Source organism: Pelagerythrobacter aerophilus, assembly GCF_003581645.1.
Taxonomy (GTDB): Bacteria; Pseudomonadota; Alphaproteobacteria; order Sphingomonadales; family Sphingomonadaceae; genus Pelagerythrobacter; species Pelagerythrobacter aerophilus.
Genome location: NZ_QXFK01000018.1, coordinates 515,434 through 540,312, shown reverse-complemented (window position 1 = coordinate 540,312; position 24,879 = coordinate 515,434). Strand labels below are relative to the sequence as shown.

Here is a 24,879-nt window from a genome sequence, read left to right as displayed (position 1 = left end):
CACGGCCGCGCGGGCTGGCCGCCGGACCCGGTCCGGGGGCCGGGTCAGACCCGCGCGATCACCCGCACGTCGCCCTCGCGCTTGCGGACATCGACGAGGACCTTGCTGCCCGACCGGTGCAGCATGATGTCGGCGCGCGCGCCGGCGACGGTCAGGTTGCGCAAGTAGACGTCGTCGAGGAACTGCGGGAGGTACGGTTGGTCGAACACGATCTCCCGCGCCGCGGCATCGAGCGAGAGGCCCAGGCTCGACTGGATCAGGAACAGCGGCGCCGCCGCGGCCCAGGCCTGCGGGATGCATGACACCGGATAGAACGTCGGCCCCTGCGCCGGGCGGCGGGAAAAGCCGCAGAACAGCTCGGGCAGGCGGCGCAGGTCGACGTAGGTGGAAGCGGCGAACAGCCCCTCGAACACCGCGCTCGCTTCCCGGCGCAGGCCGTAGCGGGCGAGGCCGGCGGCGATGATCGCGTTCTCGTGCGGCCAGATCGACCCGTTGTGATAGCTCATCGGATTGTAGCGTGGCTGCCCGGCGGCGATCGTGCGGATGCCCCAGCCGGAGAACGAGGCCGGCTCCATCAGCGTGCGCGCCGTGAGCGCGGCGCGTTCGGGCAAGGCGAGGCCGGTGAGCAGCACGTGGCCGGCGTTCGACGATTTGACCCGGCACGCCTGCTTGTTGCCGTCGAGCGCGAGCACGTAAGTCCCCAGCTCCTCGTCGAAGAAATCGCGGTCGAAGCGGTCGCGCAGATCGGCCGCCCTGGTGCGGTAGGCGGCCGCCCCCTCTTCATCGCCGAGGGCGCGCAGCATGGCCGCCGCCGCCTGCCACGCGCCGTAAACGTAGGCCTGCACTTCGGCGAGCGCGATCGGCCCCACCGCCAGCGTGCCGTCGGCGTGGAAGATCGAATCGTGGCTGTCCTTCCAGCCCTGATTGGCCAGCCCTTCGTCGGTATGGCGGCCGTATTCGACATAGCCGTCGCCGTCGCGGTCGCCGAACCGATCGATCCAGCCGAGCGCCGCCTCGATGTTCGGCCACAGCGCCTCGATCAGCGCGTCGTCGCCGGTCCGTTCGAAATAGGCGCCGGCCGTCATCACGAACAGCGGGGTGGAATCGATGCTGCCGTAGTAGTGGCGGAAGGGAACCTCGCCCAGCTCGGCCATTTCCCCCTGGCGCACTTCGTGCAGGATCTTGCCCGGCTCGGCATCGGCGACCGGGTCGAACGTGCGCGCCTGATGCGCGGCGAGATAGCGCAGCACGCCGCCCGCGATCTCCGGATCGAGCCACAGCGTCTCGAGCGCGGTGATCAGCGCGTCGCGGCCGAACACCGTGCTGTACCAGGGGATCCCGGCGTAGGGGTAGGGGCCGTGGGGCGTTTCGGTCACGAGCATGTAGGTGTCCGCCACGCAGCGCTGGACCGAACGGTTGAACACCTCGTTCGAAGCCAGGATCGACGCCGCGCGGGACGAGGAATCGCGCAGCGCCCGCCGCGCGTTGCGGTAGGCCCGGATCAGCTCGCGCCGGAGCGAAGTGCCGTCGGAGCCGTCGCCGCAGCTAATCCGCACGATCAGGGTCCGGCTCGAACGCGGCTCGAGGTCGAGCAGGAACTGCGCGCGGTTGGCCGCCATCGATTGCGGCGCGGGTTCGAACCGGATCACGGTCGCGCGGTGGACGCCGTCGAGTCCGTCGTAGGACAGGCGCACGCTGTCGGCTGCGACGACCGGTTCATGGACCGTCCCGCGCCGCTCGCGCTTGCTCCCGCGCACTTCGAACAGGTCGGCGAAGTCGGCTTCGAAGTAGAGCTCCAGCGACAGGCTGTGCGCCACGCGGTCGTAATTGCCGACCGTCAGCCGCTCGTACATCGCGCCTTGCCACAGGAACCGCACGCGGCGGATGTGGATCAGGTCGTTGCTCAGGACCTTCTTGCCGCGCCCGTCGGACATGTCCGGATTGCTGAGGTCGCAGTTGAGCGCGACGTTGTCGTCGCGCAGCGAGGAGCTCAGCAGGATCGGCCGCGCACCATTGAGCATGAGGTGGAAGTGCGAGAGGTGGCGGGTGTCCTTGTGGTAGATTCCCTCCGGGCTGCCCGGCCCGGCGATCGCGTCGCCGCTGTGATCGAACACGGCGAAGGTGTCGCCGTGCTTCAGCGTACGCGGGCGCCGCTCGTGCAGCGAGGATGCGGCGGGGATGGCGAACCGTTCCGGGCTCTCCGCCGTCTCCTCCTCGGCCATGGCGCTCGTCGCGCGGGGGGTCGCAGCTGCGTCCATCCCGTCGTCGCTCCTGTTCACGTGCTCCATTGTCGCCGATCAGGCCATAATCGGCAAATCGGCCTCCTCCACCCCCAGCCGTGCGGGGGCGATCGGCACCGGCTCCGTGCCGGCAAGCTGGCGGAAGATCGTCAGGTAATCGGTCACCATGCGCTCTGCCGTGAAACGACGGTCGAAGGTCTGGCGCACCCGCCGCCGGTCGAGGCGGTCGAGCTGGCCGACCGCGGCGACCGCTTCCTCGACATTGTCGACGATGAAGCCCGATTCGCCCTCGTCGATCACTTCGGGCACCGATCCGCAGCGGAATGCGATCGTCGGCGTGGCGCAGGCCATCGCCTCGATCATCACCAGGCCGAACGGCTCGGGCCAGTCGATCGGGAACAGCAGGGCGCGTGCGTTGCCGAGGAACTCCGCCTTCTGCCCTTCGCCGATTTCGCCGATGTATTCGATATCCGGATAGGCGCGGACCATCGGGGCGATGACTTCGTCCCAGTAGAGCTGGTCCGCCTTGTCGATCTTGGCCGCGATCTTGAGCTTCATGCCGGTTGCCGCGGCGATGGCGATCGCCCGGTCGGGCCGCTTCTCGGGCGAGATCCGGCCGAGGAAGGCGAGATAGTCGCCCTTCGGGGCGAAGGTCGGCTTCAGCAAGTCGACGGGCAGCCCGTGGTGCACCGTGCCCGCCCAGTTGACCGGCGGCAGCGGCCGCCGCTGGTCGTTCGAGATCGAGACCAGCGGCAGGTCGCCGAAGGTGCGATAATAGGGTTGCAGGTCCGGCAGGTCGAGCCGGCCGTGCAGCGTCGTCACCGTCGGCACGCCGAAGTTCCTGACCATCGGCCCGTGGACGAGGTCGATGTGGAAGTGGAGCACGTCGAACTCCGCCGCGCGCCGGTGAACCTCGTCCAGCAGCACGAGGTGGTGGGGCAGCGCGTCCTTCACTTGCGGGTCCAGCCGCAGCGCCGTCTCGCAGACGGGGACGAGCTCGGCCGAGGTGACCGAATCGGCGCTCGCGAACAGCGTCACCTCGTGACCCTGCCGCACGAGTTCCTCGGTGATGTACGATACGATACGTTCGGTACCGCCATAGAGCTTGGGCGGCACGCTTTCCATCAGGGGTGCGATCTGCGCGATCTTCATCTGCCATGGCTCCTGAGAACAGAGGCCGGAGGGATGCGGGGACGCGCAACCCTCCGGTCGCTCGATCCGAAAATGCGCGCACTACCGCCGGGTTCCGCGCCTTGCGACAGACCGCTGGACGGCATGCGACCGATCGCCTAGGTTGCGCTCATCCCCGGGGAGCCTGACGCGCGAACGCAGGTTGAGAGCGGAATATGCCGCGACCCGTCGAACCTGATCCCGGTAATACGGGCGGAGGGAGGGAACGGCTTTCGCTCCAGGAATCCGTGGCCTCGCTCCGATTGAACGGAGAGCGAGTTTCCATGGCCGACATCAATTCCCAGTTCGAAATCGGAGTCACCACCGGGCCGATCCGCGGCTCGCGGAAGATCCACGTCGGCGAGCGCCGCGTGGCGATGCGCGAGATCGCGCTGGAGGGCGGCGAAGAGCCGGTGCGCGTCTACGATACCTCCGGCCCCTACACCGACCCCGAGGCGCAGATCGACATCCGCCAGGGCCTCCCCGCGCTGCGCCGCGAATGGCAGCTCGCGCGCGGCGACGTCGAGGAATACCAGCCGCGCGAGGTCAAGCCGGAGGACAACGGCCAACTCGGCCCCGACCGCTCCGGCGGCGTGCCGGCGTTCCCGACCGCGCTCCGCAAGCCGCTGCGCGCGAAAGCCGGCGGCAACATCAGCCAGATGCACTACGCCCGCCGCGGGATCATCACGCCCGAGATGGAATACGTCGCCGAGCGCGAGAACCTCGGCCGCGAAATGCTCCGCCAGGAGCGCGACGGGCAGGACTGGGGCGCCGCGATCCCCGACTACGTCACCCCCGAATTCGTCCGCGACGAAGTGGCAAGGGGCCGCGCGATCATCCCCTCCAACGTCAACCACCCCGAAGCCGAGCCGATGGCGATCGGCCGCAACTTCCTGGTCAAGATCAACGCCAACATCGGCAACTCCGCCGTCGCCTCCGACGTTGCGAGCGAAGTCGACAAGATGGTCTGGTCGATCCGCTGGGGCGCCGACACGGTGATGGACCTCTCCACGGGCCGCAACATCCACGACACCCGCGAATGGATCATCCGCAACAGCCCCGTGCCCATCGGCACCGTCCCGATCTATCAGGCGCTCGAGAAAGTCGGCGGCGTGGCCGAGGATCTCACCTGGGAGATCTTCCGCGACACGCTGATCGAGCAGGCCGAGCAGGGCGTCGACTACTTCACCATCCACGCCGGCGTGCGCCTGCCCTACGTCCCGATGACCGCCAAGCGCGTCACCGGCATCGTCAGCCGCGGCGGCTCGATCATGGCCAAGTGGTGCCTCGCGCATCACAAGGAATCGTTCCTCTACGAACGCTTCGACGAGATCACCGAGATCATGAAGGCCTACGACATCGCCTATTCGCTGGGCGACGGCCTGCGCCCCGGCAGCATCGCCGACGCCAACGACGAGGCCCAGTTCGCCGAGCTCTACACCTTGGGCGAGCTGACCAGGCGCGCCTGGGCGCAGGACGTGCAGGTGATGATCGAGGGCCCCGGCCACGTGCCGATGCACAAGATCAAGGAGAACATGGACAAGCAGCTCGAGGCCTGCGGCGAGGCGCCGTTCTACACCCTCGGCCCGCTCGTCACCGACATCGCGCCGGGCTACGACCACATCACCAGCGGCATCGGCGCGGCGCAGATCGGCTGGTACGGCACCGCGATGCTCTGCTACGTCACCCCCAAGGAGCACCTCGGCCTGCCCGACCGCGACGACGTCAAGGTCGGCGTCGTCACCTACAAGCTCGCCGCCCACGCGGCGGACCTTGCCAAGGGCCACCCGGCCGCCAAGGTCCGCGACGACGCGCTGAGCAAGGCCCGCTTCGAATTCCGCTGGCGCGACCAGTTCAACCTCAGCCTCGACCCCGACACCGCCGAGCAATACCACGACCAGACCCTCCCCGCGGAAGGCGCCAAGACGGCGCATTTCTGCTCGATGTGCGGCCCCAAGTTCTGCTCGATGAAGATCACGCAGGAAGTGCGGGACTTCGCGGCGAAGCAGAATTCGGAGAGCTATCTGGCGGCGAGCGCATCGATTGAGGATGCCGAACAAGGGATGGAGGACATGGCGGAAAAGTACCGTGACGGGGGCGATCTCTACTTACCGGCCAAATGATCCCGCGCCGCCTGTTCAGGGGCGTAGGCCACCGCTCAGGCAAGACACGGCGTGCTCGATGCCAACTCGTTGAAGTTCCAACTGCTCGAGAGCGACTTACGTCACCAATTCCGTTCAGGTTTGTTCAGCCAATCCCCGCAATAATAATTAAAAGACCCCCAATTTCCTTGAAGTCGTGTTACGAAGACTTTATCATTGCTATCCACTAGAGCTTTAAGTTCATCTCGAATGGTCTGAGCCGTCTTAGTTGTGTCCAAAAGCCAAACCGACTCAAGTCCTTTGCACCACGTGTAATTTGTCTTGATGTGGTCGAAGACAGGCTGATAATCCCGCCCTGGCTGCTTCAGATCGTATGTTACTAACATTATAGCCATCACTTAGGCCTTACTATTGAATTAGACTATATCGGAGAATCAGACTCGTTAGAAATAGTACTTGTATTTCGTAGATGGTAACTCATGAGCCATCCCTTGGGGGTAACTTGAATCGTCTTCCTGCGCTTGTCGCCTTCATCTTGAGTGCTCACTAGGGTCCCAGCATCTTCGAGGTCCTTCACGTGCGGGCGCATTGCCGCCACGCTATTAAATCCAAACTCCTCGAAATCGCTCGGAGAGAAAACTACTCTCTCACAGGCCTGTTCAAAAACGCGCATCGCCCGAGGTCTAATATTTTGGCGTGTGGCGTCGTATGCTCTGGTTGCCTGATCATTGAGCCAGAATTGGAATGCTTCATCTTTTTCCTCAGCGGTATCCGGGACATGATGATCAGCGATCCAGTGGCAGAAGTCATCAGCAGATCCGAGAACACTTCGAATATTGCCGTTAAGAATCGAATATAGACGCTCAAAGCTGCGCTCGGTCAGTGGCATATAATATTGATCTGATAATTTATAGGCGGCGAGCCGAGAAGTCAGAATTTGCGTGCAATGCTCGGCGCCAATTTCTCCGATTTCTACGGGATCGTGGAGATAACCGTCCAGGCGAGGAGATGTAACAACTCCATGTATTATTCCAAGGGAGCCGCATAGGACCCAACGCAAACCGTTCAGTATAAATAGTTCATCTCTAAGATATTCGAGTTTTTCGCGAGCAGCATCTGAGGATTGCAGGAGTTCGAGATTATCTATGATGCATATAACTCCCCCATCACGTCGTTCCGGGAAGATCTTGTTGAGCCAGTCAATGACCGCCTTGCGAAAGCCGCTTCTCTGAAACCCATCCGTAGTGTTCGCGGACTCTTGTCTCCCGCCGGAAACAATCCAAATCCCCCCAGAGAAAGCAACCGCCTGTGGCTCATTTAGCCATCGATTCATGGCTTCTGATCGAAGGTAGTGGCCCTTTCGTTTAATCTCCTCGCTCTCCTCTATAAGCGTCTGGGCAACCTCCATAAATACATAATCAATAAATTCTTCGATGTCCGTATTGGGGCGAAGTTGGAAAACTTTCCTGCATGGTATGTAGAGAGGTCCTTCGCCAAGCTCCACGTGCTGGCGTAGCAGTTGGTAACTGGAGACATTGACGACGCTGGTCTTTCCCACGCCATTCAAGCCTTCGACCGTGGCGAGCTTATTGCTTGATGCAATGCGCTTTCGTAGCGCTGTTGTAGCTTCCGCTCGTCCCACGAGAAGATGAGATCCGAACTCAGTCGGCGGCAGTGATGTTGTTTCAAAGGGGCACCCTCTGAACCCCCATTCCTCGTACAGCATATAGCCTTTCGATCTCGTTCGTTCGTTCAGAGGCCACTTAGACAAAATGAGCGTCGGGGGCGAATCTTTCATCTTCACGGAAACTACGGTGCCCGCTCCCTCGTCGCGGTCCCGCAGCCATACTCAGCCATGCCTTCCTCGGCACAAACGACGCGCCGCCGCGCTTTATGATCGGGCCCTGGCCGTGCACGGCATCCACATTTTTGAGCTATGAGCAACGCGAGATGACCTACGCCCGCAACGCCACCGGCCCTTTCTACCACGGCACCCGCGCCGATCTCGCGCCGGGGGACCTGCTCGCGCCCGGCTTCACCTCCAACTACGCCGAGCGCAAGCTGTCGTGGATCTACTTCTCCGGCACGCTCGATGCGGCGACCTGGGGGTGTGAGCTGGCCAAGGGTGAGGGGCGGGAGCGCATCTATATCGTCGAGCCGACCGGGGCGTTCGAGGACGATCCGAACCTCACCGACAAGAAGTTCCCCGGCAACCCGACCGAGTCCTACCGCTCGCGCGAGCCGCTCCGCATTGTCGGCGAGGTCGAGCAGTGGGAGCCGCATCCGCCCGAGCGGCTGGCGGAGATGAAGGCCGCCCTCGCGCGGATGGCGGCCGAGGGCGGGGCCGAGATCATCGACTGAGGTCTTTCCGCGCCAGTTCCACCAGCACCCGGTCCAGCGCCTGCAGGAAGCGCGAGCGGTCCGCCTTCGCGAACGGCGCCGGGCCGCCGCCGATCCCGTCCATCCCGGCGCGCAGGTCGGCCATGATCGCGCGGGTGGCGATGGCGGTGCCGATGCTGGCGGCGTCGAACGGCTTGCCGTTGTGGGCGAGGACTTTGGCGCCCGCCTTCAGGCAGCGCTCGGCCAGCAGGATGTCGCCGGTCACCACCACGCATCGCGGGGCCGTGCGCGCCGCCTCTTCCGCGATCCAGTCGTCCGCCGCGTCGAAGGCGTCGGACACCAGCACGCGGCGGACCAGCGGGCTCTGCGGCACGCGGAAGGGCGCGTTGCTGACCACCACGACCTGCGCCTTGAAGCGCGCGGCGACGCGGTAGATCTCCTCCTTCACCGGGCAGGCGTCGGCATCGACGAGGATGGTGAGAGGCGTGCGGTCGCTGTCCATGCGTTCCGCGCCTAGCGCCCCGGCCGCGCAAAGTCATTCGCGCGCACGGCACTGGCCATTCGCCGCCGCCGCGCCCATAGGCCCCCCGCGAAAGGAGGCCCCCGATGGCCGATCTCTATCTCAAGGCGATGCAGTCCGAGCGCAAGTCGCTGTGGGCGACCTGCCGGCTCAAGGGCCTCGCCAAGGACACCCCCGAACGCCGCCGCATCGCCGAACTCGACGAAGCGATCGCGGCGCACACCCGCAAGCAGGGGCGCCCCGGCAGCGAAGGGTGATCGGCGAAGGATGACCGGAAGCGCCCGGCTGCGCGTCAGCCGTTCTTCATGTTCTCCAGCCCCTTGATCCCGCCCGGCTTGAGGCTGGGATTGGAGGCATTCTGCTTGGGCCCCTTGTCCGCCTTGGGTTTGCGGATTTCGCGGTTCGATTTGCGTTGGCCCTTGGCCATGGTCTTTTCCTAACGGGGCGGTGTGCCCCGCCGCGCAGGATACGCTCTTTACCGCGACACCTTGCATGAAATCGTTCGTGGCGTGGAAAGGAGAGCGACTCCCTAATCCTCCGACCGTCCTTCAATCCTCCGACCGTCCTTCGCCCTCCCGGTCGTGCGCGTATTGCTTGGTGCCCGGAAACGGCGGCAGCCAGGCTTCGCGGCGCACGGTCCAGCTTTCGTAGGTCGGGGCGAACCGGTCGGGGGCGTCGAGCGCGCCCAGGTGGATCTCGATCTCGTCCTCGAAGCGGGCGAAGACCGACGATCCGCAGCGCGGGCAGAAATGGCGGCCCTGCCATTCGCCGGTCTCCCCCTCGATCGCGACCGCATCCTGCGGGAAGATCGCCGCGGCGTAGAACAGGCTGCCGGAGTGCTTGCGGCAGTCGAGGCAGTGGCACAGGCCCACGCGGTAGGGGCGCCCCGCTGCCGCGAGCCGCACCGCGCCGCACAGGCAGCCGCCGGTGAACTGGTCCATGCCGCTCTCCTTTCAAAAACGGGTGTCGTGGCGGTCGGCGGTTCAGCCGAAGTCGTATCCGCCTTCCTTGGCCTCGGCCATGACTTCGGCGCCGGTCTTCCGGGTGCTGTCGGCGGCGAGCTCGGCATAGGGCGGCATCTCGTCGATGAAGATCTCCTCGTCGATCCGCCAGTCGGCGGGCAGATCGAACAGCCCGGCGGTGAAGGAGAAGGAGCCGGCCGGGAGGAACTGGTACCACAAGTTGCTCCCGCATTCGGTGCAGCTCGCGCGCTCGGCCCATTCGGAGGAGCGGTAGCTGCGCACCGCACCTTCGCCCTCCAGCGCGTAGTCGTCCTTCGTCACTCCATGCAGCGAGAAGAACGGGCCGCCCGACCATTGCCGGCACATGTCGCAGTGGCACACGTCGACGCCGGGTTTGACGCGCGAGAGGCGGATGGTGACGGCGCCGCACAGGCAGCGGCCTTCGAGCGGCGGGTCGAGGGAAACGGGATCGGCCATCGGTTGCTCCTTTCGCGTGGCAGGATAGCGCGGGGGCGCAGTCGGAAAAGACTTTCCTACATGGCCCCTGCTGTGCCTTAGACTACCCGATGACGCACGAATCGATCCCTCCGCCCGCCGCTGCCGCCTGTCGCTCGACCCGCAGTTCGGGCCGCCGCCCCAACGCCGACTATCGCTGGACCGCGCGCAAGGCGATGGCGTTCCTCGACCTGCTCGCTGCCGGGGAGAGCGTGGCGGCCGCCGCGCGCCGGGTCGGGATGAGCCGCCAGTCCGCCTACCGCCTGCGCACGCGGGCCGGCGAGCACTTCGCGCAGGGCTGGGACCTCGCCCAGCGCGCCGGCCACGCGCGGCGGGCGGCGCGGGAGCGGCTTGGGGGAGGCGCAAGGTGACAGGCGGGGCGCACAAGGTGACAGGTCCTCGCCGCAAGGTGACACCTGGACCTTGTAGTCTGTCACATGTGTCAACACGCCCCGTCGCCTTGCCGCGGAACGCCCCGCCCGCCGCGCGGATTGGAGGGGCGAGAGGAGACAGCCAATGTTCGTCGCCGCCTACTGGTGGAAGGTCCATCCCGGGAAGGAAGAGCAGTTCCGCGCCGCCTGGCGCCGCGGGACCGAGCTCATCACTCAGAAGTACGGCTCGCTCGGCTCCCGCCTCCACTGGGACGAGCGCGAGCGCCGCTTCGTCGGCGTCGCCGAGTGGCCCGACCGCGCGACTTGGCAAGCGGCCTACGATGCCAAGATGGTCTACGACGATCCCGCAACCCGGGCCGCCTTCGTCGACGCCATCGCCGACACGGCGGACGAGCCGCTGCTGCTGATGGAGGTGACCGACGATCTGCTGGAGCGAGTCGCCTAACGCATGTTAAAACCTTGCTGCAGCATGAAAATACCTCTTTCACCGCGGAACATCCGCGGGTGAACCGGATTGATCTCCGTCTCTGGAGAAGGACGATCGAGATGAAGCATGCTGCATTCCTCGCGCTCGCCGGCGCACTCGCGCTGGCCGCTTGCGGCGACACCGCCGACGAGACCGCGACCGACCCCAACGCCGACATGACCGTTAACGACACGGCCAACACCGGCATGACCCCCCCCGCCGGCCAGGCGGCCGTGCCGGCCAGCCCGCAGGAGTTCGTCGACATGGCCGCGGCGAGCGACATGTTCGAGATCGAGTCGGCCAAGCTGGCCCAGGAGATGGGCTCCTCGCAGGCGGTCAAGGACTTCGCGGCGATGATGATCGAGGACCACACGACCTCGAGCGACAACCTGAAGTCCGCCGCGGCCGAGGTGGAACCGGCGCTGACCGTCGCGCCCAAGCTCACCGCCGGCCAGCAGGCCCAGCTCGACGAACTGCGCCAGGCCGGCGACCGGTTCGACGCGGTCTACAAGCAGCAGCAGGTCGCCGCACACGAGCAGGCGCTGGCGCTGCTGCTGGGCTATGCGGACAGCGGCGGGCCGGAACCGCTCACCGCTTTCGCGGGCGAGACCGCCGCGGTCGTCGAGGGTCACCTCGACCACGCGCGGGGCCTTTCGGCCAGCTAGGCCGCGCCCGCTCCGTGGCGGTGGAGCACGGCGTCGAGCACGCTCGTGCCACCGCTCCCCGTCCGGTTCCAGGCGCGCTCGTGGAAGAAGAACACCGCCGCGTTCACCAGCGGCTCGACCAGCGCAATCCCGCCCGCCAGCGCGAGCGAGCCGGTGAACAGATAGGCCACGGTGAAGCCCACTCCGAGGTGGAGCACGAGGAAGCTCAGGGTCTTGGCCAGATCGCGGGACATGAGAGGAGAGGTAAGCCCGGCGCTCGATTGATTGAAGCGATCAAACGTGGACAGTGTAATCGAGCGGACACGCGATGCCGGCGGCCGACCAAGGCGCGGAACGGATGGCACCGTCTATCCATTGCATCTGTTGGAGAAGGAGGCGTCGATGACGAAATCCCTTTCAGCCCTGATCGCCCTGTCCGCAGCGCTCACCGCCTGTGCGCCGGTGGACGAGGAGGCCCCGGGTGCATCCACCGCCGCCGCGTCCGAGGGGCGCGATTGCTTCTTTCCCCGCTCGGTCACCGGCTACCGCGACGCGCCCGATGCGGAGAACGGGGCGGAGCAGATCTACGTCGACGTGGGCGCGCGCGACACCTACCTGTTCGAGACGTTCGGCGGGTGCCCGGAGCTCGACTTCTCCTGGCGCATCGGCCTGCGCGATCGCGGCATCGGCCAGATCTGCCGCGGGATCGACGTCGATCTCGTCATTCCCGATCCCGCGTTCGGTACCCGGACCTGCCCGGTGCGCATGATCCGCAAGCTCCGCGACGGGGAGGAAGGCAGCCGGAGCGCACGCGATTAGGTGTTTGGGCCGGCCCATGCTACAAGCGTGCCGCTGACGTCGAAAATTGCGACGGACTTCGGCTTTTGACGACCGCCGCTTGCCTCGGGCCCCGGCGCAAACCAGACGACGACTTCCTTTCATTTGACGACCCGACGCACGACCCGACGGCAATTTCGCCCGCGGGCAACATCGTTCTTTGAAAGGAACACCCATGGCCAAGACTGGCACCGTAAAGTTCTTCAACACCGACAAGGGCTACGGTTTCATCCAGCCCGACGACGGTTCGGGCGACAGCTTCGTGCACATCTCCGCCGTCCAGGCGGCGGGTATGCAGACGCTCGATAAGGACCAGCGCCTCAACTACGAACTCGAGCGCGGTCGCAACGGCAAGGAAAGCGCCGTCAACCTTTCCGCCGCCGATTGATCCCGTTCGCCGGGCGCGCCCTCCATGCGGCGCGCCCGGCGGCATCGCCTCGTTTCTTTCAATCTCGGTGGACCGCTGATGAGCCAGACGTTCGAATTCTACGACGCACGTGCGAAGGAATCCGCCGCAGAGGCCAAAGCCGCGGTGCTCGAGAACGTGCGCGAACGCGCCCGCCGCTCCGAAGCGACCTGGCGTGCGCTGGCCGATCAGGCCCGCGCGGTGGCCGAAGAGCGCGCCAAGGTCGAACAGCAGAAAGCCGCCCGCCGCGCGCAGGAAGCGCTCGACGTCGCGCCCGAGTTCTAGCCGCTTCCCCCTCGATCCGTATTCACCCTCGCTGCTTCATGGCTACGAGGGCCAGTGCGCCGCCTCGATGCGCAGTTCGGGCGTACCTTCCACCCGTTCCCACCCTCGCGCGGCGATCACGTCATTGCTCTCGTGCGCCTCGCGCCCGTCGGAGAGCGACCAGGTGATGTGGTAGGTTCCGCCTGTCGGACGGTCGGTCGTTCCGGCCAGTTCCACGACCATTGCCTCGACGCCCGCCCCGTCGTCCGCGCGCCCGACGATCCGTGCCCGGTCGGTGCCGGGCAGGGGCGGGGCATCGTCCGCCCGGCCGAAGGTGATGTGATCGGCGACGGTCTCGGCGTAGCGCGGTGGGAAGCGCGCGAGCAGCGTCTCGCGGTCCGCGCGGTCGAGCTTCCAGCCGAGCCAGGTTTCCCGCGCCATGCGCGCCTCTCCCGGGTCAATCGTCCTCGGGCTCTCGTCCGAACAGCTTGCGCAGTTCGTCCTTCGCGTCCTCGAGCACCTTCTTCTGCTTCTTGTCGAGGCCCTTGCCGGCGCGGTTGATGTAGAACGTCAGCATCGACATCGCCGAAGCGTAGGGATCGGCCTTGCGCCGCTTGCTGCGCTCCGCCGAGCGCTTGAGCGATTCCGCGACGTCCTTCGGATCGTCTTTGGTGAAGACGCCTTCCTCCAGGTCGAGCGCGTCCGAATGCTCGGTGACGTCCTGCGACCATTTCTCGGTCATCGCCGTCCTCCTGCGCCGGTCCGGGGCGAGCAGGAGTGCCGCGCCCCGGATATTGCAGAGCCTACTGCGCGGGCGTGGTCGCCGTGCCGGTTGCGGCGGCACCGGGCTGCCCCATGTCTGCATCGGGCAGGTCCGCGAGCTCGGCGGCGGTCATCGTCGTCGAGAGGTCGACATCGTCGCCCACGGTCTTCGGCGTCAGGCCGTCGATCGGTACCACGACGTAGCGCTCGGGATTGCTGTCCTCGATTTCGACCAGCAGACCCTCGACCGTACCGGCCGAATCGCGGCGAACCTGCTCGACGTCGCCCAGATCGGTGCCGTCTTCGGCAACGAGATCGGCTTCGAGCAGTTGCGCCTCGGTAAGGCCGAGCGCCGCCACCGCGTTGCCGGCGGCGGCCGCGCTGGTTTCCGCTTGCTGCTCGACCTGGTCCTCGACTCGATCGGCCTCGCGTTCGGCCTGCGAATCGCATGCCGCCAGCGCTGCAAGGGCGAACGGGAGCGCGGCATATGTGACAAGCTTCATGGTGATGTCCCTCTGGGTAATGGCAATCCACCCGATCAATCCGCCGCGCCCGCGCCGGTTCCGGCGGCGAGTGAGCCGCGGATGCTGGCCAATGCGCGGCTTCGGGTATAGGCAGGGCGGATGACCCGTCCGCTTCTTCTCGCCGCCGCTCTCGCTCTCCCGCTGGCCGCCTGCCACGCGGGGCCGGAGGGACCAAACGGCACCACCCGCGACAGCGCCGGTGAGGCCTTCTCCGCCATCGGGCCGGAGGAGACCGTGCAGTTCACCGGCACCGAGCCGTTCTGGGGCGGCAAGGTAGCCGGCAGCGCGCTGACCTACTCGACGCCCGAGAACGTCGAGGGCGCGACGATCACGGTCGAACGGTTCGCGGGCAACAACGGCCTCGGCTACTCCGGCACGTTCGAGGGACAGCCGTTCGACATGGCGATAACGCCTGGCGAATGCTCCGACGGGATGAGCGATCGCACCTATCCGTTCACGGTGACGCTGAAGATCGGGGAGGAGCAGCGCAGCGGCTGCGCCTGGACCGAGAAGACGCCCTTTACCGGGCCCGAGCACCCGTAAGTTACGCCCTGACGCCGGCCTTCTCGAGCTCCGGACCAAGCCGGCCGGTCAGCCAGAGCCACCACATCCGGAAGTCCGCCGCGAGGCTCCACAGCGGATAGGTGAACGTCGCCGGGCGGTTCTTCTCGACCCCGAAGTGCGCGATCCAGGCGAAGAAGTATCCCGCCACCGGCAGCGCGAGCAGCAACCACCAGCGCCCGGTGAAGACCGCGAACGCCGCGATCAGCACGACCAGCGTCGTGCCCACGTAATGCAGTGCCCGCGTGCTCGGCTTCGAATGCTCGCGAAGGTAGAACGGCCAGAACGCCGCGAACGTGGTGTAGGCGCGCGCCATGCCGGCAATCATGCCACGCGTCCGATCGTCAGGCAACGCGGCAGCGACCGCCGCCCTGATCAGAACAGGCCGGGCACTTCGCGCTGCGCCGGCGTCGGCGCCTGCGGCTGGAGCACTTCGCGGCGCGAGGTGATCGGCCGCGCGGTCGGGTCCTGCCGCATCGCCGTCGCGTCGGTCCCGCTGATCGGGCTGCACACCGGCGCTCCGCCGCGCAGGAACGCGAGCGCCTGCGCCACCGAGGCTTCGTTCGGGTCGCCGAGCTGGGTGAAGATGTCGTCGCTGGCGCGGCAGGTGACCGGCACCACGTCCGCGAGGCCGGTGAAGTATTCGCCCTGGTGGTCGGCGTTCTCGGTCTTGAAGGTGACGACGCGCAGGCGATCGTCGCACTCTTCCTTGTCGAACCCGTATTGCCCCACCGGCTTGCCGTAGGTGTTGGTCCCGACCAGCGCCATGTTCGTGCCGAGGTAGGGCACGAAGGCGTTGGTCACCAGCTCGCTGGCCGACGCCGTGCCGCCGGTGCCGATGAAGGCGATCTTGGTCGGGGCGATCGCCTGGGCCTGGCTGCCGAACAGGTCGGTCTCGTTCCTGTCCGACTTGGACGGGCGCAGGGTCGTGTGGCTGAAGACCTCGCCGACATGGGCGCGGCCCATCAGGTCGCCCATCAGCTCGGCGATCGCGACCAGTCCGCCGCCATTGTAGCGGAAGTCGACGATGACCTCGGTCACGCCCTGCGCGCCGAAGTCCTCGAACGCGGCGCGCAGATCGGGATCGGCGGGATCGATGAAGGTCCGCAGATTGAGATAGCCGACCTTCTTGCCGCCATCGTCGATGATCTTCGCGCCATAGCGATTGGACACCGGGTCGAGCGGAAACTCGGCCTTGGTGACAGTGATCTGCCGCTCGGTGCCGGTGGTCTCGCGAATGCGGAAGACGCGTTGCAGTCCGGGGCTGGCGGGGCCGAGCGCATTGATCACGGCTTGCGGCCCGCCGGACGCCATCAGCGTCGAGACGCTCTGGAGCGTGGAAGCGCTGGTGCCGACCGCCAGCAGTTCGACGCCGCGGTCGAGGCCCTGGGGCAGGCCGGGGCCGCCTTCGAACCCCTCGATCACGAACACGCGGTTGCTCGACGTGTCGTAGCCGAGCCGGATGCCGAAACCGGCGCTCGATCCGGATTCGTAGAACGCCTCCTCCTCCGCGATCGAAGTTATGTAGGTGAAATAGCGATCCTTCGCCTGCGCGCGTGCGGGTGCGACCAGGGCGTCGATGTACGATTGCAGGTCGGTGTACGAACTCTTGTTCGCGCTGGTGTTCAGCAGCTCCGGGAACAGGTACCATTCGTTGAGCACGGCGCGCACGAAGTCCTGCCGGGCGGACAGCGAGCACGCGGAGGAGGTCGGGGTGGGCGTCGGCGTCCCGCCGATCGGGCCGCCTCCGCTGCCCCCTGAATTGCTTCCTCCGCCGCCGCAGGCTGCCAGTGACGCCGCCAGAACGATGCTGAGCGCGGTGCGACCTCTGTCCACGATATCCCCTCCCGATTCTGCCCTGCGCCTGCCCGAATTCGGGTCTCGACCAGGCACGGAGGATGCCCCGCCGTACCGCCACAGGCAAGAACGACACGGTAAGGGATGCGAAAATGCATGATTTTCAGGCCGAAATGCGGTGAAAAGCGCGTCTCATCGGTGGAAAACCCTCCTTTTGCCCTGTGACGCCCTCGCGGGTGGGCCACATTCGCCCTAGATTGCGCCGCCGATGACTACAGGAGCCCAGATGTCGAATGCCGCCCCTTCCTGGCTAGCCGGAGCGATCGAAGGATCGGGTGCGGGCGATGGAAGGCTGACGATCGCGCGCCTCGCCGACGAGCGGAGCCTCGGGCGCGGCGGGTTCGCATTGTCGAGCCCGGCTTTCATGGACGGCGGCGAACTCGATCCGTCCTTCACCGCCGACGAGGAAGATGCCGTCGCCCCGCCGCTCGAGTGGACCGCGCCGCCGCCCGGCGCGATGGAACTCGCGCTGGTGGTCGAGGATGCGGATGCCCCGGGGGACGACGCGCCGTGTCACTGGCTGGTCTGGGGCATCGCCGGCCAGCGCGGCAAGCTGCTGGAGGGCGAGGTGCCGCCGCGCGTCGGCAAGAACGCGCACCGCAATTCCGAATGGCTCCTGCCGGAGCCGCCGCGCGAGGACGGCGCGCACCGTTATGTCTTTCAGCTCTTCGCGCTGGACCTGCCGCTCACGCTCATGCCGGGCGCCGGGCGGGACGAACTGGTCGCGGCGATGAAGGGTCACGTGGTTGCGTCAGCCGTGCTGACGGGCAAATACAAGCGCCAGGCTGAGGATGCCGGGGGCGAGCCCTGGGACGACGATTTCGTGTAACCTGCAACAAGCCAAGAACAGGAAAGGACCTAAGATGGCTGGCAAGAACAATGCACTGCAGAAGCCGGTGAACCTCTCATCGGATCTCGAGAATGTCGTGGGCAAGGGGCCGATGACCCGCGCTCAGGTCACCTCGAAGGTGTGGGACTACATCAAGGCCAACGGTCTTCAGGATTCCAAGGACAAGCGGATGATCAATCCCGATGCCAAGCTCGGCGCGGTGATCGGGAAGGATCAGATCTCGATGTTCAAGATGACGGCTGCGGTTTCCAAGCACCTCAGCTGATCTGCTTCGCCGGCGGTGCAGCGGCTCGTCCGCCGTGCCGCCGGCACACAGCTTTCCACCGGCGGATTGGCCGAACCCGTTCGTCATGGCATGAGGAATGGAATGACGATCCGGACTGGAATCGGCGGCTGGACCTATCCCGATTGGCGCGGGGGAACTTTCTATCCCGAAGGGCTGCGCCAGGCCGATGAACTCGCCTATGCCTCGCAGCAGGTCGGCGCGATCGAGATCAACGGCACGTTCTACCGCCTGCAGAAGCCGGAGAGCTTCGCCAAGTGGCGCGACGAGACGCCCGAAGGCTTCGTCTTCACCCTGAAGGGCTCGCGCTTCGTCACCAATCGCCGGGACTTGTCGGAAGCGGGCGAATCCGTCGCCAAGTTCGTCGGGCAGGGGATCGTCGAGCTGGGCGACAAGCTCGGCCCGCTGCTCTGGCAACTGGCCAAGACCAAGCGCTTCGACCCCGACGAGATACGCGCCTTCCTCGCCCTTCTGCCCACCGAGCAAGAGGGCGTGCCGCTGCGGCATGCGATCGAGGTAGGGCATGAGAGCTTCGCCTGCGCAGACTTCGTCGATCTCGCGCGAGAGGCTTCGGTCGCGATCGTCTGGTCGGAGGACGAAGGCCGCGCCGAGATCGCCGACCGCACCGCCGACTTCGCCTACTTGCGGTGCCAGAAGATGCGTTCCGAATGCCCGACCGGCTATGACGAGGATGGGCTCGACCGCATCGCGCGCATCTGCCGTTCGTGGGCCGAAGGGCATGCGCCGCAGGGCTTGCCGCACGTCGGCCAGCGTTCCGAGAGCCGCGATGGCGGCGGGGACGTCTTCGCTTTCATGATCAACGGCGCGAAGGAACGCGCCCCGGCGGCCGCGATGGCACTCGCCGGGAAGCTCAGGGGGTCGTAAATGAAGATCGGATATCTGTTGTCTGCCGCCGCGCTGCTGGCGGCCTCGAGCCTTGCCGCACAGTCTCCCGAGGCGGTGGCGGACGCCGCGCTCGAAGCCGCGCCGGTGTTCGACGGGCACAACGACGTGCCGATCCAGCTCCGCGGGCGCTGGGGGAACGTGATCGGCGACTTCGACTTCGTCGACACCACCGACACCGGCCCCGAACACGCCGAGCAGCGCACGATGCACACCGACCTCAACCGCCTGCGCCAGGGCAAGGTCGGCGCACAGTTCTGGTCGGTCTACGTCTCCGCGGCGCTTGAGGAACCCGAGGCGGTCCAGGCGACGATCGAGCAGATCGATGTGACCAAGCGGCTGGTCGGCCGCTATCCCGGCGATCTCGCGCTCGCGCTGACCGCCGACGATGTCGAGGCGGCGGTCGCCGAGGGCAAGATCGCCTCGCTCCTCGGCATGGAGGGCGGACACTCGATCGGGTCGAGCCTCGCTGTGCTGCGCCAGATGTACACGCTCGGCGCCCGCTACCTGACGCTGACGCATTCACAGAATCTCTCCTGGGCCGATTCCGCCACCGATGCGCCGGAACATGGCGGCCTCACTGATTTCGGCCGCAACGTGGTGCGCGAGATGAACCGTCTCGGCATGCTGGTCGATCTCAGCCATGTCAGCGAGCAGACCATGCAGGATGCGCTCGACGTGGCGGTCGCGCCGGTCATCTTCAGCCATTCGGGCGCGCGGGCGATTAACGGCCATGCGCGCAACGTGCCCGACAGCGTGCTTCGGCGGCTGCCCGAGAACGGCGGCGTGGTCATGGTCGTGGCGCTGCCCGGCTATGTCAGCGAAGACGCGCGCCAGTGGTACGCCCGCCAGCAGGCGGAGGAGGCGCGTCTCTCGACGCTGTGGCAGGGCCAGCCCGACAAGGCCGAAGCCGCGCTCGCCGAATGGGAACGGGCCAACCCCGAGCCGAAAGCGACCGTTGCCGACATGGCCGATCATATCGACCATATCCGCAAGGTGGCGGGGATCGATCACATCGGGATCGGCGGCGATTACGACGGCATGGATACGGGGCCTGTGGGGATGGAGGACGTCTCGGGCTATCCGGCGCTGTTCGTCGAGCTCGCCCGGCGCGGCTACAGCCAGGCGGATCTGGAGAAAATCTCGATGCGCAACGTGCTGCGCGTGATGCGCGCGGCCGAAGCGGCGGCTGTGGCGCAGGCGGATCAGCCGCCTATCGAAACGCCGGTGACCTGACGGGCGCGGATTAGTGGAGCGTGGACAGTAATCTCCACATCCTGACGGAGAGGCTTCGCTCAGTCGTCGGACTTCTTGTCGGGCAAGTCCTTGCGGTCGGTATCCGCCAGTTCCTCGAGCTCGCTCTCGCTCATCGAATCGTACATGCCTTTCGATGCGCCCTTGAGCTCGGAGACCTTGGTGTCTCCGCGTTTCGCGGAGAGCGCTGCGCCGGCGGCTTTTTGCTGTGCTTTGGACTTGGCAGGCATCGTGCGACTCCTTTCCTGTCTGCAGCCCCCGCTCAGGTTCCGACCCGGCCCGGCTCGTCGGCCGGGCTATCCCCGCCTTCGGGTGCGTCGATCTCGTCCACCCGGTCGTCGACGATACTGTCGGTCCCGGTATCGGGCTGGGTGGCCTCGATCCGGCCTTCGACGGTGGCCTGGCTTTCCACCTCGTCCTGCGTCAGCGCGCCGGTGACCCAGATGATGGTGAGGAAGGCGATCGCCAGGAACGTGCCGACGATCAGCACCCAGCGCACGACGCCTTCCTTCGAGCCGCCGCTCGCTTCGGTCTCGTTCATGTGAACTTCTTCGCCCCGACGTTCCATTGCTCTCGCTCCCGCAGTGTGCCCGACCCGTGGTATTCGGGAGAAACTACGTCTGGCGAGCGCCAATGTTCCTGTCAGGCGGGAGCGCTCAGTCGCGCAGAAGCTCGTTGATTCCGGTCTTCTCGCGGGTCTGCGCGTCGACCGTCTTCACGATCACCGCGCAGGCGAGCGAGGGGCCGCCGTTGGGATCGGGCAGCGTGCCGGGCACTACGACGGAGTAGGGCGGGATCTCGCCGCGCGTGATCGTGCCGGTCGCACGGTCGACGATCTTGGTCGACTGTGTGACGAACACGCCCATCGCGACCACACTGCCTTCGCCGACGATCACGCCCTCCACGATCTCGGAGCGGGCGCCGATGAAGCAGTTGTCGCCGATGATGGTCGGGTTGGCCTGCAGCGGCTCGAGTACGCCGCCGATGCCGGCACCGGCGGAGATATGGCAGTTCTTGCCGACTTGCGCGCAGCTACCGACAGAGGCCCAAGTGTCGATCATCGTGCCGTCGCCGACGTAGGCGCCGATGTTGACGAAGCTCGGCATCAGCACCACGCCCTTGCCGATGTGGCTGCCGCGCCGCACGATCGCGCCGGGCACGACGCGGAAACCGGCGGCGGCAAAGCGCGCGTCGTCCCATCCGGCGAACTTGCTCGGCACCTTGTCGTAGGCGGGGGCGCCGACCGCGCCCTCGATCACGGCATTGTCGCGCAGGCGGAACGAGAGGAGCACGGCCTTCTTGAGCCATTGGTTGACTTGCCAGCCCCCCTGGCCATCCGGCTCGGCGACACGCGCCTTGCCACTGTCGATCAGCTCGATCGCCGCTTCGACCTGCTCGCGGATTTCGGTCGAATGCGGACCGACGTCGGCGCGGTTCTCCCATGCGGCTTCGATGGCGGTTTCGAGTTCGGCTGACATGCGGCGCTCCGGTCGATTGATAAAGGCGCCCGGCTGCTAGCCCGGCGAGGCCGGGGCGGCAAGAAAGCTAATCTAGTCCGGCCGCTTGCGCGAACTCGTAAGCCCGTTCGACCAGCGGCTTCACGCGCTCCGACATCTGCTTGGCATGGGCGGAGGAGGCAGTGCCGTCGATCACGCGTTTCTTGATCCCCTGCATGATGCCGGCGAGGCGGAACAGGTTGTAGGCGAAGTACCAGTCCATCGGCGGCACCGGATAGCCGGTGCGCGAGACATAGCGCTCGACCGCTTCGTCCACCGAAGGAATGCCGAGCGCCTCCAGATCGAGCCCGAGCAGCCCGGCGCGGCCGTCGGTCGGGTTGAACCAGTTGAGCATGAGGTAGCTGAAGTCGGCGATCGGATCGCCCAGCGTCGACAGCTCCCAGTCGAGCACTGCGAGCACGCGGTTCTCGTCAGCCGCGAAGATCATATTGTCGAGGCGGTAGTCGCCATGGACGACGCTCGATTCATGCTGCGGCGGGATCGTTTCGGGCAGCCACTCGATCAGCCGGTCCATCTCGGGGATCGTCTCGGTTTCGGAGAGGCGATACTGCTTGGTCCAGCGGGCGATCTGGCGCGCGCAATAGTCGGTCGGCTTGCCGAAATCGGACAGGCCGATCGCGTCCGGGTCCTTCAGGTGAAGATCCGCCATCGTGTCGATCATGGCGTGATAGATTTCGCGCCGCTCGTCGGGGGTATTGTTCGGCAGGGCGCCGTTCCACAAGCTTCGTCCGTTGGCCAGGCTCATGACGAAGAACTTCGCGCCGATCACCTCCGGGTCCTCGCACAGGCCATAAGGGCGCGGCACCGGGAAGCCGGTCGGATGGAGCGCTGCCATCGCCCGGTACTCCCGGTCGACCGCATGCGCGCTCGGCAGCAGCTTGCCGAACGGCTGACGGCGCAGGACGTAGGATACGCGCGGCGTGTCGACGCGGTAGGTCGGGTTCGACTGGCCGCCCTTGAACTTGGACAGCGTCAGCGGGCCTTCGAAGCCTTCGACGTTGGCCCGCATCCAGACCGTCAGCGCCGCTTCGTCGAGCTTGTCGCGCTCGGGCACCTCAACGGTGCCGACCATTTCCTTTTCGTAATCGATCGGCGGAGTGGCCGTTCCGGACATCAGTCGAACACCACCACGCTGCGCGCGCTGTGGCCGGCGCGCATCTTGTCGAAGCCTTCGTTGATCGCCTCGAGCGGAATGCGCTCGGCGATGATCGTGTCGAGATCGAGCAGCCCGCGCATGTAGAAGTCGACGAGCCGCGGCAGATCGACCGGGAAATGGTTCATCCCCATGATCGCGCCCTGCAGCTTCTTGCCCGAAAGCAGGTCCATCGCGCCGAGGCCGACCTTGCAGTCGAGCGGCATCATGCCGAGGATCGTCGCGGTCCCGCCGCGACGCAGGACCTTGACCGCGAGGTCGGCGCTCGCCTGGCGCCCGACCGCCTCGATCGCGTGATCGACGCCGCCGTTCGAGATGCGGACGATCTCCTCCACTGCATTGTCCGCCAGGGCATCGACGGTGTGCGTCGCGCCGAGCACTTTGGCGAGCTCGCGCTTTTCGGGCAGGGGATCGACCGCGATCACCTTGCCCGCGCCGGCAATCCGCGCCGCGTTGACCGTCGCGAGGCCCACGCCGCCGCAGCCGATCACGGCCACCGTCTCGCCCGGCACGACCTTGCAGGCGTTGAAGATCGCGCCGGCGCCGGTCGTCACCGCGCAGCCGATCACGGCCGCCCTGTCGAGCGGCATGTCCTTGTCGATCGCGACGCAGGCGTGCTCGTGGATCAGCATCTGCTCGCTGAACGCCGAGAGGTTGAGCATCTGGTTGACCGTGTCCGCGCTGCCGGCCCGCGTGATGCGCGGCGCATCGGTCGGCGCACGGCGCGTGTCGCCGCCGAGGCACAGGGCCATGCGGCCGGTGACGCAGAACTCGCAATGCCCGCAGAAGGCCGAGAGACAGGTGACGACGTGATCGCCCGGCTTCACGGTGCGCACCTCGCTCCCGACCGCGCGGACCACGCCTGCTGCCTCGTGCCCGGGCACACACGGCAGGGCATGCGGATAGGCGCCGTCGATGAAGTGCAGGTCCGAGTGGCACAGGCCGCAGGCCTTGGTGTCGATCAGGACTTCGTGCGGAAGCGGATCGGCCAGTTCGACCTCGCCGATGACGAGACCGTTGCCGGGTTGCTCGAGAATTGCTGCCTTGGCCATCACCGCGTCGCCCCGATATCGCCCGAGCTCATCGTGTCACTACCGGGCTGCGGCGCATGCTTGGCGAATTCCATCCGCGCGATCGAGCGGGCGTGGACCTCGTCCGGCCCATCGGCAAGGCGCAGGGTACGCTGGTGCGCATAGGCTTTGGCGAGGCCGAAGTCTTCCGACACGCCGCCGCCGCCGTGCGCCTGGATCGCATCGTCGATGATCTTCAGCGCCATGTTCGGCGCCTGGACCTTGATCATCGCGATTTCCTGCTTGGCGGACTTGTTGCCGACCTTGTCCATCATGTCGGCCGCCTTGAGGCAGAGCAGGCGGGTCATGTCGATGTCGATACGGGCGCGGGCGACGCGTTCCTCCCACACCGAATGCTTGTAGATCGGCTTGCCGAACGCCTCGCGCTCCTGCAGGCGGCGGCACATCTTCGCCAGCGCTTCCTCGGCGACGCCGATCGTGCGCATGCAGTGGTGGATGCGGCCCGGCCCGAGGCGGCCCTGCGCGATCTCGAACCCGCGGCCTTCGCCGAGCAGCAGGTTGTCGGCCGGCACGCGCACGTCCTTGAGCGCGATCTCCATATGCCCGTGCGGCGCGTCGTCGTAGCCGAACACCGGCAGGTGGCGCTCGATCGTCACCCCTCCGGCATCGAGCGGCATGACGATCATCGACTGCTGCGCGTGGCGCTGGGCGCCAAAGTCGGTCTTGCCCATGACGATTGCGATCTTGCACCGCGGATCGCCTGCGCCCGAGGACCACCACTTGCGCCCGTTGATGACGTAGTGGTCGCCGTCGCGCTCGATCCGCGTCTCGATGTTGGTGGCATCGGAGCTGGCGACGCGCGGCTCGGTCATCAGGAAGGCGGAGCGGATCTCCCCTTCCATCAGGGGTTTCAGCCATTGTTCTTTCTGCTCGCGCGTGCCGTAGCGATGGAACACTTCCATGTTCCCGGTGTCCGGCGCGGAGCAGTTGAACACTTCGCTAGCCCATCCGATGCGGCCCATCTCCTCCGCGCAGAGCGCGTATTCGAGGTTGGTCAGGCCCGGCCCGTCGAATTCGAAGCTGTCGTCGACATGGCTGAGCTGCCCCTGCGGCGGCATGAACAGGTTCCAGATGCCCTGCGCCTTGGCCTTGGCCTTCATGTCCTCGACGATCGGGATGACCTTCCAGCGATCGCCTTGCGCATCCTGCTCGGCATACGTGCCGACGTTCGGGCGGACGTTGGCTTCGATGAAATCGCGCACGCGGTCGCGCCAGTACTGCTGCCGTTCGGTTGGTTCGAAGTCCATGGTCCGCTCAATCCTCTTTCGTGTCTCTCGAGTTCGTTT

The 24,879-nt window shown here is 66.3% G+C and carries 33 protein-coding genes and 1 riboswitch; of the genes, 14 read left to right on the top strand and 19 right to left on the bottom strand.

Annotated features, from left to right (window positions below; genetic code table 11):
* Positions 1-44: 44 nt before the first annotated feature.
* Complete coding sequence (locus D2V04_RS13310) at positions 45-2,222, bottom strand: amylo-alpha-1,6-glucosidase (protein WP_407672108.1); 2,178 nt, start codon at positions 2,220-2,222, stop codon at positions 45-47.
* 75 nt (positions 2,223-2,297) lie between these two features.
* Positions 2,298-3,392 (bottom strand): glycosyltransferase family 4 protein, encoded by a 1,095-nt coding sequence (locus tag D2V04_RS13305; protein ID WP_119514158.1) that lies wholly within the window; start codon positions 3,390-3,392, stop codon positions 2,298-2,300.
* Positions 3,393-3,537: 145 nt separating this feature from the next.
* Positions 3,538-3,649: riboswitch (TPP riboswitch) on the top strand.
* A 45-nt stretch (positions 3,650-3,694) separates the two neighbouring features.
* Here D2V04_RS13305 and thiC point away from each other — a divergent pair.
* Positions 3,695-5,533: a phosphomethylpyrimidine synthase ThiC gene (gene thiC, locus D2V04_RS13300; protein ID WP_119514157.1), complete on the top strand. Its 1,839-nt coding sequence runs from the start codon at positions 3,695-3,697 to the stop codon at positions 5,531-5,533.
* A 400-nt stretch (positions 5,534-5,933) separates the two neighbouring features.
* On the opposite strand, the gene D2V04_RS17790 is transcribed toward thiC, so the two are convergent.
* Positions 5,934-7,238, bottom strand: coding sequence for a helix-turn-helix domain-containing protein (locus D2V04_RS17790; RefSeq protein WP_147391827.1), 1,305 nt, complete (start codon positions 7,236-7,238; stop codon positions 5,934-5,936).
* Positions 7,239-7,462: 224 nt separating this feature from the next.
* Between D2V04_RS17790 and arr the strand changes: the two genes are divergently transcribed.
* Positions 7,463-7,873, top strand: a complete 411-nt coding sequence (gene arr, locus D2V04_RS13290) for an NAD(+)--rifampin ADP-ribosyltransferase (RefSeq protein ID WP_119514155.1) — start codon at positions 7,463-7,465, stop codon at positions 7,871-7,873.
* Here the strand turns inward: arr and D2V04_RS13285 are convergent.
* Positions 7,863-8,354, bottom strand: a complete 492-nt coding sequence (locus D2V04_RS13285) for a YaiI/YqxD family protein (RefSeq protein WP_119514154.1) — start codon at positions 8,352-8,354, stop codon at positions 7,863-7,865. The two genes, arr and D2V04_RS13285, sit on opposite strands and share 11 nt — an antisense overlap.
* Positions 8,355-8,458: 104 nt before the next feature.
* On the opposite strand from D2V04_RS13285, the gene D2V04_RS17975 reads away from it, so the two are divergent.
* The gene (locus tag D2V04_RS17975; protein ID WP_182849755.1) at positions 8,459-8,629 is read left to right on the top strand and encodes a hypothetical protein; all 171 of its coding nucleotides are present in this window, start codon (positions 8,459-8,461) and stop codon (positions 8,627-8,629) included.
* A gap of 35 nt (positions 8,630-8,664) precedes the next feature.
* Here the strand turns inward: D2V04_RS17975 and D2V04_RS18315 are convergent, their stop codons facing one another.
* The 3 genes from D2V04_RS18315 to D2V04_RS13275 form a co-directional block, all read right to left on the bottom strand.
* Positions 8,665-8,799 (bottom strand): hypothetical protein, encoded by a 135-nt coding sequence (locus D2V04_RS18315; RefSeq protein ID WP_267463455.1) that lies wholly within the window; start codon positions 8,797-8,799, stop codon positions 8,665-8,667.
* A 121-nt stretch (positions 8,800-8,920) separates the two neighbouring features.
* Positions 8,921-9,313: a GFA family protein gene (locus tag D2V04_RS13280; RefSeq protein WP_119514153.1), complete on the bottom strand. Its 393-nt coding sequence runs from the start codon at positions 9,311-9,313 to the stop codon at positions 8,921-8,923.
* Positions 9,314-9,355: 42 nt separating this feature from the next.
* The gene (locus D2V04_RS13275) at positions 9,356-9,811 is read right to left on the bottom strand and encodes a GFA family protein (protein ID WP_119514152.1); all 456 of its coding nucleotides are present in this window, start codon (positions 9,809-9,811) and stop codon (positions 9,356-9,358) included.
* 89 nt (positions 9,812-9,900) lie between these two features.
* Here D2V04_RS13275 and D2V04_RS13270 point away from each other — a divergent pair, with 89 nt between their 5' ends.
* The 3 genes from D2V04_RS13270 to D2V04_RS13260 all read left to right on the top strand — a co-directional run bounded on the left by D2V04_RS13270 (position 9,901) and on the right by D2V04_RS13260 (position 11,352).
* Positions 9,901-10,200, top strand: coding sequence for a helix-turn-helix domain-containing protein (locus D2V04_RS13270; protein ID WP_119514151.1), 300 nt, complete (start codon positions 9,901-9,903; stop codon positions 10,198-10,200).
* 145 nt (positions 10,201-10,345) lie between these two features.
* Positions 10,346-10,666, top strand: a complete 321-nt coding sequence (locus tag D2V04_RS13265; RefSeq protein ID WP_119514150.1) for an antibiotic biosynthesis monooxygenase family protein — start codon at positions 10,346-10,348, stop codon at positions 10,664-10,666.
* A gap of 101 nt (positions 10,667-10,767) precedes the next feature.
* Complete coding sequence (locus D2V04_RS13260; RefSeq protein ID WP_147391826.1) at positions 10,768-11,352, top strand: DUF4142 domain-containing protein; 585 nt, start codon at positions 10,768-10,770, stop codon at positions 11,350-11,352.
* Here D2V04_RS13260 and D2V04_RS13255 read toward each other — a convergent pair.
* Positions 11,349-11,585, bottom strand: a complete 237-nt coding sequence (locus D2V04_RS13255) for a DUF2061 domain-containing protein (protein ID WP_119514148.1) — start codon at positions 11,583-11,585, stop codon at positions 11,349-11,351. The genes D2V04_RS13260 and D2V04_RS13255 overlap by 4 nt on opposite strands.
* A gap of 148 nt (positions 11,586-11,733) precedes the next feature.
* Here D2V04_RS13255 and D2V04_RS13250 point away from each other — a divergent pair, with 148 nt between their 5' ends.
* The 3 genes from D2V04_RS13250 to D2V04_RS13240 all read left to right on the top strand — a co-directional run bounded on the left by D2V04_RS13250 (position 11,734) and on the right by D2V04_RS13240 (position 12,859).
* Positions 11,734-12,150 (top strand): DUF6491 family protein, encoded by a 417-nt coding sequence (locus tag D2V04_RS13250; RefSeq protein WP_147391825.1) that lies wholly within the window; start codon positions 11,734-11,736, stop codon positions 12,148-12,150.
* Positions 12,151-12,343: 193 nt separating this feature from the next.
* Positions 12,344-12,556, top strand: a complete 213-nt coding sequence (locus D2V04_RS13245; protein WP_119514146.1) for a cold-shock protein — start codon at positions 12,344-12,346, stop codon at positions 12,554-12,556.
* Positions 12,557-12,634: 78 nt separating this feature from the next.
* The gene (locus tag D2V04_RS13240; RefSeq protein WP_119514300.1) at positions 12,635-12,859 is read left to right on the top strand and encodes a hypothetical protein; all 225 of its coding nucleotides are present in this window, start codon (positions 12,635-12,637) and stop codon (positions 12,857-12,859) included.
* 42 nt (positions 12,860-12,901) lie between these two features.
* Here D2V04_RS13240 and D2V04_RS13235 read toward each other — a convergent pair whose 3' ends face one another.
* The 3 genes from D2V04_RS13235 to D2V04_RS13225 all read right to left on the bottom strand — a co-directional run bounded on the left by D2V04_RS13235 (position 12,902) and on the right by D2V04_RS13225 (position 14,103).
* Complete coding sequence (locus tag D2V04_RS13235; protein WP_119514145.1) at positions 12,902-13,279, bottom strand: hypothetical protein; 378 nt, start codon at positions 13,277-13,279, stop codon at positions 12,902-12,904.
* Between the two features lie 16 nt (positions 13,280-13,295).
* Positions 13,296-13,580: a DUF3175 domain-containing protein gene (locus D2V04_RS13230; protein WP_119514144.1), complete on the bottom strand. Its 285-nt coding sequence runs from the start codon at positions 13,578-13,580 to the stop codon at positions 13,296-13,298.
* A 61-nt stretch (positions 13,581-13,641) separates the two neighbouring features.
* Positions 13,642-14,103 carry a PRC-barrel domain containing protein gene (locus D2V04_RS13225; protein WP_119514143.1) on the bottom strand — a complete coding sequence of 154 codons (462 nt, stop codon included), beginning with the start codon at positions 14,101-14,103 and terminating at the stop codon, positions 13,642-13,644.
* Between the two features lie 120 nt (positions 14,104-14,223).
* Here D2V04_RS13225 and D2V04_RS13220 point away from each other — a divergent pair, with 120 nt between their 5' ends.
* Positions 14,224-14,667 carry a COG3650 family protein gene (locus D2V04_RS13220; RefSeq protein ID WP_119514142.1) on the top strand — a complete coding sequence of 148 codons (444 nt, stop codon included), beginning with the start codon at positions 14,224-14,226 and terminating at the stop codon, positions 14,665-14,667.
* A gap of 1 nt (position 14,668) precedes the next feature.
* Here D2V04_RS13220 and D2V04_RS13215 read toward each other — a convergent pair whose 3' ends face one another.
* Together D2V04_RS13215 and D2V04_RS13210 are read right to left on the bottom strand one after the other, a co-directional pair.
* Entirely contained in the window at positions 14,669-15,001 is a 333-nt protein-coding gene (locus D2V04_RS13215; protein ID WP_119514140.1) for a DUF962 domain-containing protein, read from the bottom strand.
* A gap of 59 nt (positions 15,002-15,060) precedes the next feature.
* Positions 15,061-16,521: a S41 family peptidase gene (locus D2V04_RS13210; RefSeq protein WP_119514138.1), complete on the bottom strand. Its 1,461-nt coding sequence runs from the start codon at positions 16,519-16,521 to the stop codon at positions 15,061-15,063.
* Positions 16,522-16,768: 247 nt separating this feature from the next.
* On the opposite strand from D2V04_RS13210, the gene D2V04_RS13205 reads away from it, so the two are divergent.
* From D2V04_RS13205 to D2V04_RS13190, 4 genes are all read left to right on the top strand, one after another.
* Positions 16,769-17,371: a YbhB/YbcL family Raf kinase inhibitor-like protein gene (locus D2V04_RS13205; protein ID WP_119514136.1), complete on the top strand. Its 603-nt coding sequence runs from the start codon at positions 16,769-16,771 to the stop codon at positions 17,369-17,371.
* Positions 17,372-17,405: 34 nt separating this feature from the next.
* Entirely contained in the window at positions 17,406-17,657 is a 252-nt protein-coding gene (locus D2V04_RS13200; protein ID WP_119514134.1) for an SWIB/MDM2 domain-containing protein, read from the top strand.
* A 102-nt stretch (positions 17,658-17,759) separates the two neighbouring features.
* Positions 17,760-18,560 carry a DUF72 domain-containing protein gene (locus D2V04_RS13195; protein ID WP_228766435.1) on the top strand — a complete coding sequence of 267 codons (801 nt, stop codon included), beginning with the start codon at positions 17,760-17,762 and terminating at the stop codon, positions 18,558-18,560.
* Complete coding sequence (locus tag D2V04_RS13190) at positions 18,561-19,814, top strand: dipeptidase (RefSeq protein ID WP_119514130.1); 1,254 nt, start codon at positions 18,561-18,563, stop codon at positions 19,812-19,814.
* A 59-nt stretch (positions 19,815-19,873) separates the two neighbouring features.
* On the opposite strand, the gene D2V04_RS13185 is transcribed toward D2V04_RS13190, so the two are convergent.
* The 6 genes from D2V04_RS13185 to D2V04_RS13160 all read right to left on the bottom strand — a co-directional run bounded on the left by D2V04_RS13185 (position 19,874) and on the right by D2V04_RS13160 (position 24,840).
* On the bottom strand, positions 19,874-20,062 hold the full coding sequence (locus tag D2V04_RS13185) for a DUF3008 family protein (RefSeq protein ID WP_119514128.1): 189 nt from the start codon (positions 20,060-20,062) through the stop codon (positions 19,874-19,876).
* A 32-nt stretch (positions 20,063-20,094) separates the two neighbouring features.
* Positions 20,095-20,400 carry a hypothetical protein gene (locus tag D2V04_RS13180; protein WP_147391824.1) on the bottom strand — a complete coding sequence of 102 codons (306 nt, stop codon included), beginning with the start codon at positions 20,398-20,400 and terminating at the stop codon, positions 20,095-20,097.
* 88 nt (positions 20,401-20,488) lie between these two features.
* Positions 20,489-21,310, bottom strand: coding sequence for a 2,3,4,5-tetrahydropyridine-2,6-dicarboxylate N-succinyltransferase (gene dapD / locus D2V04_RS13175; RefSeq protein ID WP_119514124.1), 822 nt, complete (start codon positions 21,308-21,310; stop codon positions 20,489-20,491).
* A 67-nt stretch (positions 21,311-21,377) separates the two neighbouring features.
* Positions 21,378-22,463: a phosphotransferase family protein gene (locus D2V04_RS13170; protein WP_119514122.1), complete on the bottom strand. Its 1,086-nt coding sequence runs from the start codon at positions 22,461-22,463 to the stop codon at positions 21,378-21,380.
* Positions 22,463-23,554 (bottom strand): Zn-dependent alcohol dehydrogenase, encoded by a 1,092-nt coding sequence (locus D2V04_RS13165; RefSeq protein WP_119514120.1) that lies wholly within the window; start codon positions 23,552-23,554, stop codon positions 22,463-22,465. Before D2V04_RS13165 ends, D2V04_RS13170 begins: the two co-directional genes overlap by 1 nt.
* Complete coding sequence (locus tag D2V04_RS13160) at positions 23,554-24,840, bottom strand: acyl-CoA dehydrogenase family protein (protein WP_119514118.1); 1,287 nt, start codon at positions 24,838-24,840, stop codon at positions 23,554-23,556. Before D2V04_RS13160 ends, D2V04_RS13165 begins: the two co-directional genes overlap by 1 nt.
* Between the last annotated feature and the right edge of the window lie 39 nt (positions 24,841-24,879).

Coding starts and splice junctions, on each gene's coding strand:
- D2V04_RS13310 (WP_407672108.1), bottom strand. CDS start 2,222: ATGGCCGAGGAGGAGACGGCGGAGAGCCCGGAACGGTTCGCCATCCCC.
- D2V04_RS13305 (WP_119514158.1), bottom strand. CDS start 3,392: ATGAAGATCGCGCAGATCGCACCCCTGATGGAAAGCGTGCCGCCCAAG.
- thiC (WP_119514157.1), top strand. CDS start 3,695: ATGGCCGACATCAATTCCCAGTTCGAAATCGGAGTCACCACCGGGCCG.
- D2V04_RS17790 (WP_147391827.1), bottom strand. CDS start 7,238: ATGCTGTACGAGGAATGGGGGTTCAGAGGGTGCCCCTTTGAAACAACA.
- arr (WP_119514155.1), top strand. CDS start 7,463: ATGACCTACGCCCGCAACGCCACCGGCCCTTTCTACCACGGCACCCGC.
- D2V04_RS13285 (WP_119514154.1), bottom strand. CDS start 8,354: ATGGACAGCGACCGCACGCCTCTCACCATCCTCGTCGATGCCGACGCC.
- D2V04_RS17975 (WP_182849755.1), top strand. CDS start 8,459: ATGGCCGATCTCTATCTCAAGGCGATGCAGTCCGAGCGCAAGTCGCTG.
- D2V04_RS18315 (WP_267463455.1), bottom strand. CDS start 8,799: ATGGCCAAGGGCCAACGCAAATCGAACCGCGAAATCCGCAAACCCAAG.
- D2V04_RS13280 (WP_119514153.1), bottom strand. CDS start 9,313: ATGGACCAGTTCACCGGCGGCTGCCTGTGCGGCGCGGTGCGGCTCGCG.
- D2V04_RS13275 (WP_119514152.1), bottom strand. CDS start 9,811: ATGGCCGATCCCGTTTCCCTCGACCCGCCGCTCGAAGGCCGCTGCCTG.
- D2V04_RS13270 (WP_119514151.1), top strand. CDS start 9,901: ATGACGCACGAATCGATCCCTCCGCCCGCCGCTGCCGCCTGTCGCTCG.
- D2V04_RS13265 (WP_119514150.1), top strand. CDS start 10,346: ATGTTCGTCGCCGCCTACTGGTGGAAGGTCCATCCCGGGAAGGAAGAG.
- D2V04_RS13260 (WP_147391826.1), top strand. CDS start 10,768: ATGAAGCATGCTGCATTCCTCGCGCTCGCCGGCGCACTCGCGCTGGCC.
- D2V04_RS13255 (WP_119514148.1), bottom strand. CDS start 11,585: ATGTCCCGCGATCTGGCCAAGACCCTGAGCTTCCTCGTGCTCCACCTC.
- D2V04_RS13250 (WP_147391825.1), top strand. CDS start 11,734: ATGACGAAATCCCTTTCAGCCCTGATCGCCCTGTCCGCAGCGCTCACC.
- D2V04_RS13245 (WP_119514146.1), top strand. CDS start 12,344: ATGGCCAAGACTGGCACCGTAAAGTTCTTCAACACCGACAAGGGCTAC.
- D2V04_RS13240 (WP_119514300.1), top strand. CDS start 12,635: ATGAGCCAGACGTTCGAATTCTACGACGCACGTGCGAAGGAATCCGCC.
- D2V04_RS13235 (WP_119514145.1), bottom strand. CDS start 13,279: ATGGCGCGGGAAACCTGGCTCGGCTGGAAGCTCGACCGCGCGGACCGC.
- D2V04_RS13230 (WP_119514144.1), bottom strand. CDS start 13,580: ATGACCGAGAAATGGTCGCAGGACGTCACCGAGCATTCGGACGCGCTC.
- D2V04_RS13225 (WP_119514143.1), bottom strand. CDS start 14,103: ATGAAGCTTGTCACATATGCCGCGCTCCCGTTCGCCCTTGCAGCGCTG.
- D2V04_RS13220 (WP_119514142.1), top strand. CDS start 14,224: ATGACCCGTCCGCTTCTTCTCGCCGCCGCTCTCGCTCTCCCGCTGGCC.
- D2V04_RS13215 (WP_119514140.1), bottom strand. CDS start 15,001: ATGGCGCGCGCCTACACCACGTTCGCGGCGTTCTGGCCGTTCTACCTT.
- D2V04_RS13205 (WP_119514136.1), top strand. CDS start 16,769: ATGTCGAATGCCGCCCCTTCCTGGCTAGCCGGAGCGATCGAAGGATCG.
- D2V04_RS13200 (WP_119514134.1), top strand. CDS start 17,406: ATGGCTGGCAAGAACAATGCACTGCAGAAGCCGGTGAACCTCTCATCG.
- D2V04_RS13195 (WP_228766435.1), top strand. CDS start 17,760: ATGACGATCCGGACTGGAATCGGCGGCTGGACCTATCCCGATTGGCGC.
- D2V04_RS13190 (WP_119514130.1), top strand. CDS start 18,561: ATGAAGATCGGATATCTGTTGTCTGCCGCCGCGCTGCTGGCGGCCTCG.
- D2V04_RS13185 (WP_119514128.1), bottom strand. CDS start 20,062: ATGCCTGCCAAGTCCAAAGCACAGCAAAAAGCCGCCGGCGCAGCGCTC.
- D2V04_RS13180 (WP_147391824.1), bottom strand. CDS start 20,400: ATGGAACGTCGGGGCGAAGAAGTTCACATGAACGAGACCGAAGCGAGC.
- dapD (WP_119514124.1), bottom strand. CDS start 21,310: ATGTCAGCCGAACTCGAAACCGCCATCGAAGCCGCATGGGAGAACCGC.
- D2V04_RS13170 (WP_119514122.1), bottom strand. CDS start 22,463: ATGTCCGGAACGGCCACTCCGCCGATCGATTACGAAAAGGAAATGGTC.
- D2V04_RS13165 (WP_119514120.1), bottom strand. CDS start 23,554: ATGGCCAAGGCAGCAATTCTCGAGCAACCCGGCAACGGTCTCGTCATC.
- D2V04_RS13160 (WP_119514118.1), bottom strand. CDS start 24,840: ATGGACTTCGAACCAACCGAACGGCAGCAGTACTGGCGCGACCGCGTG.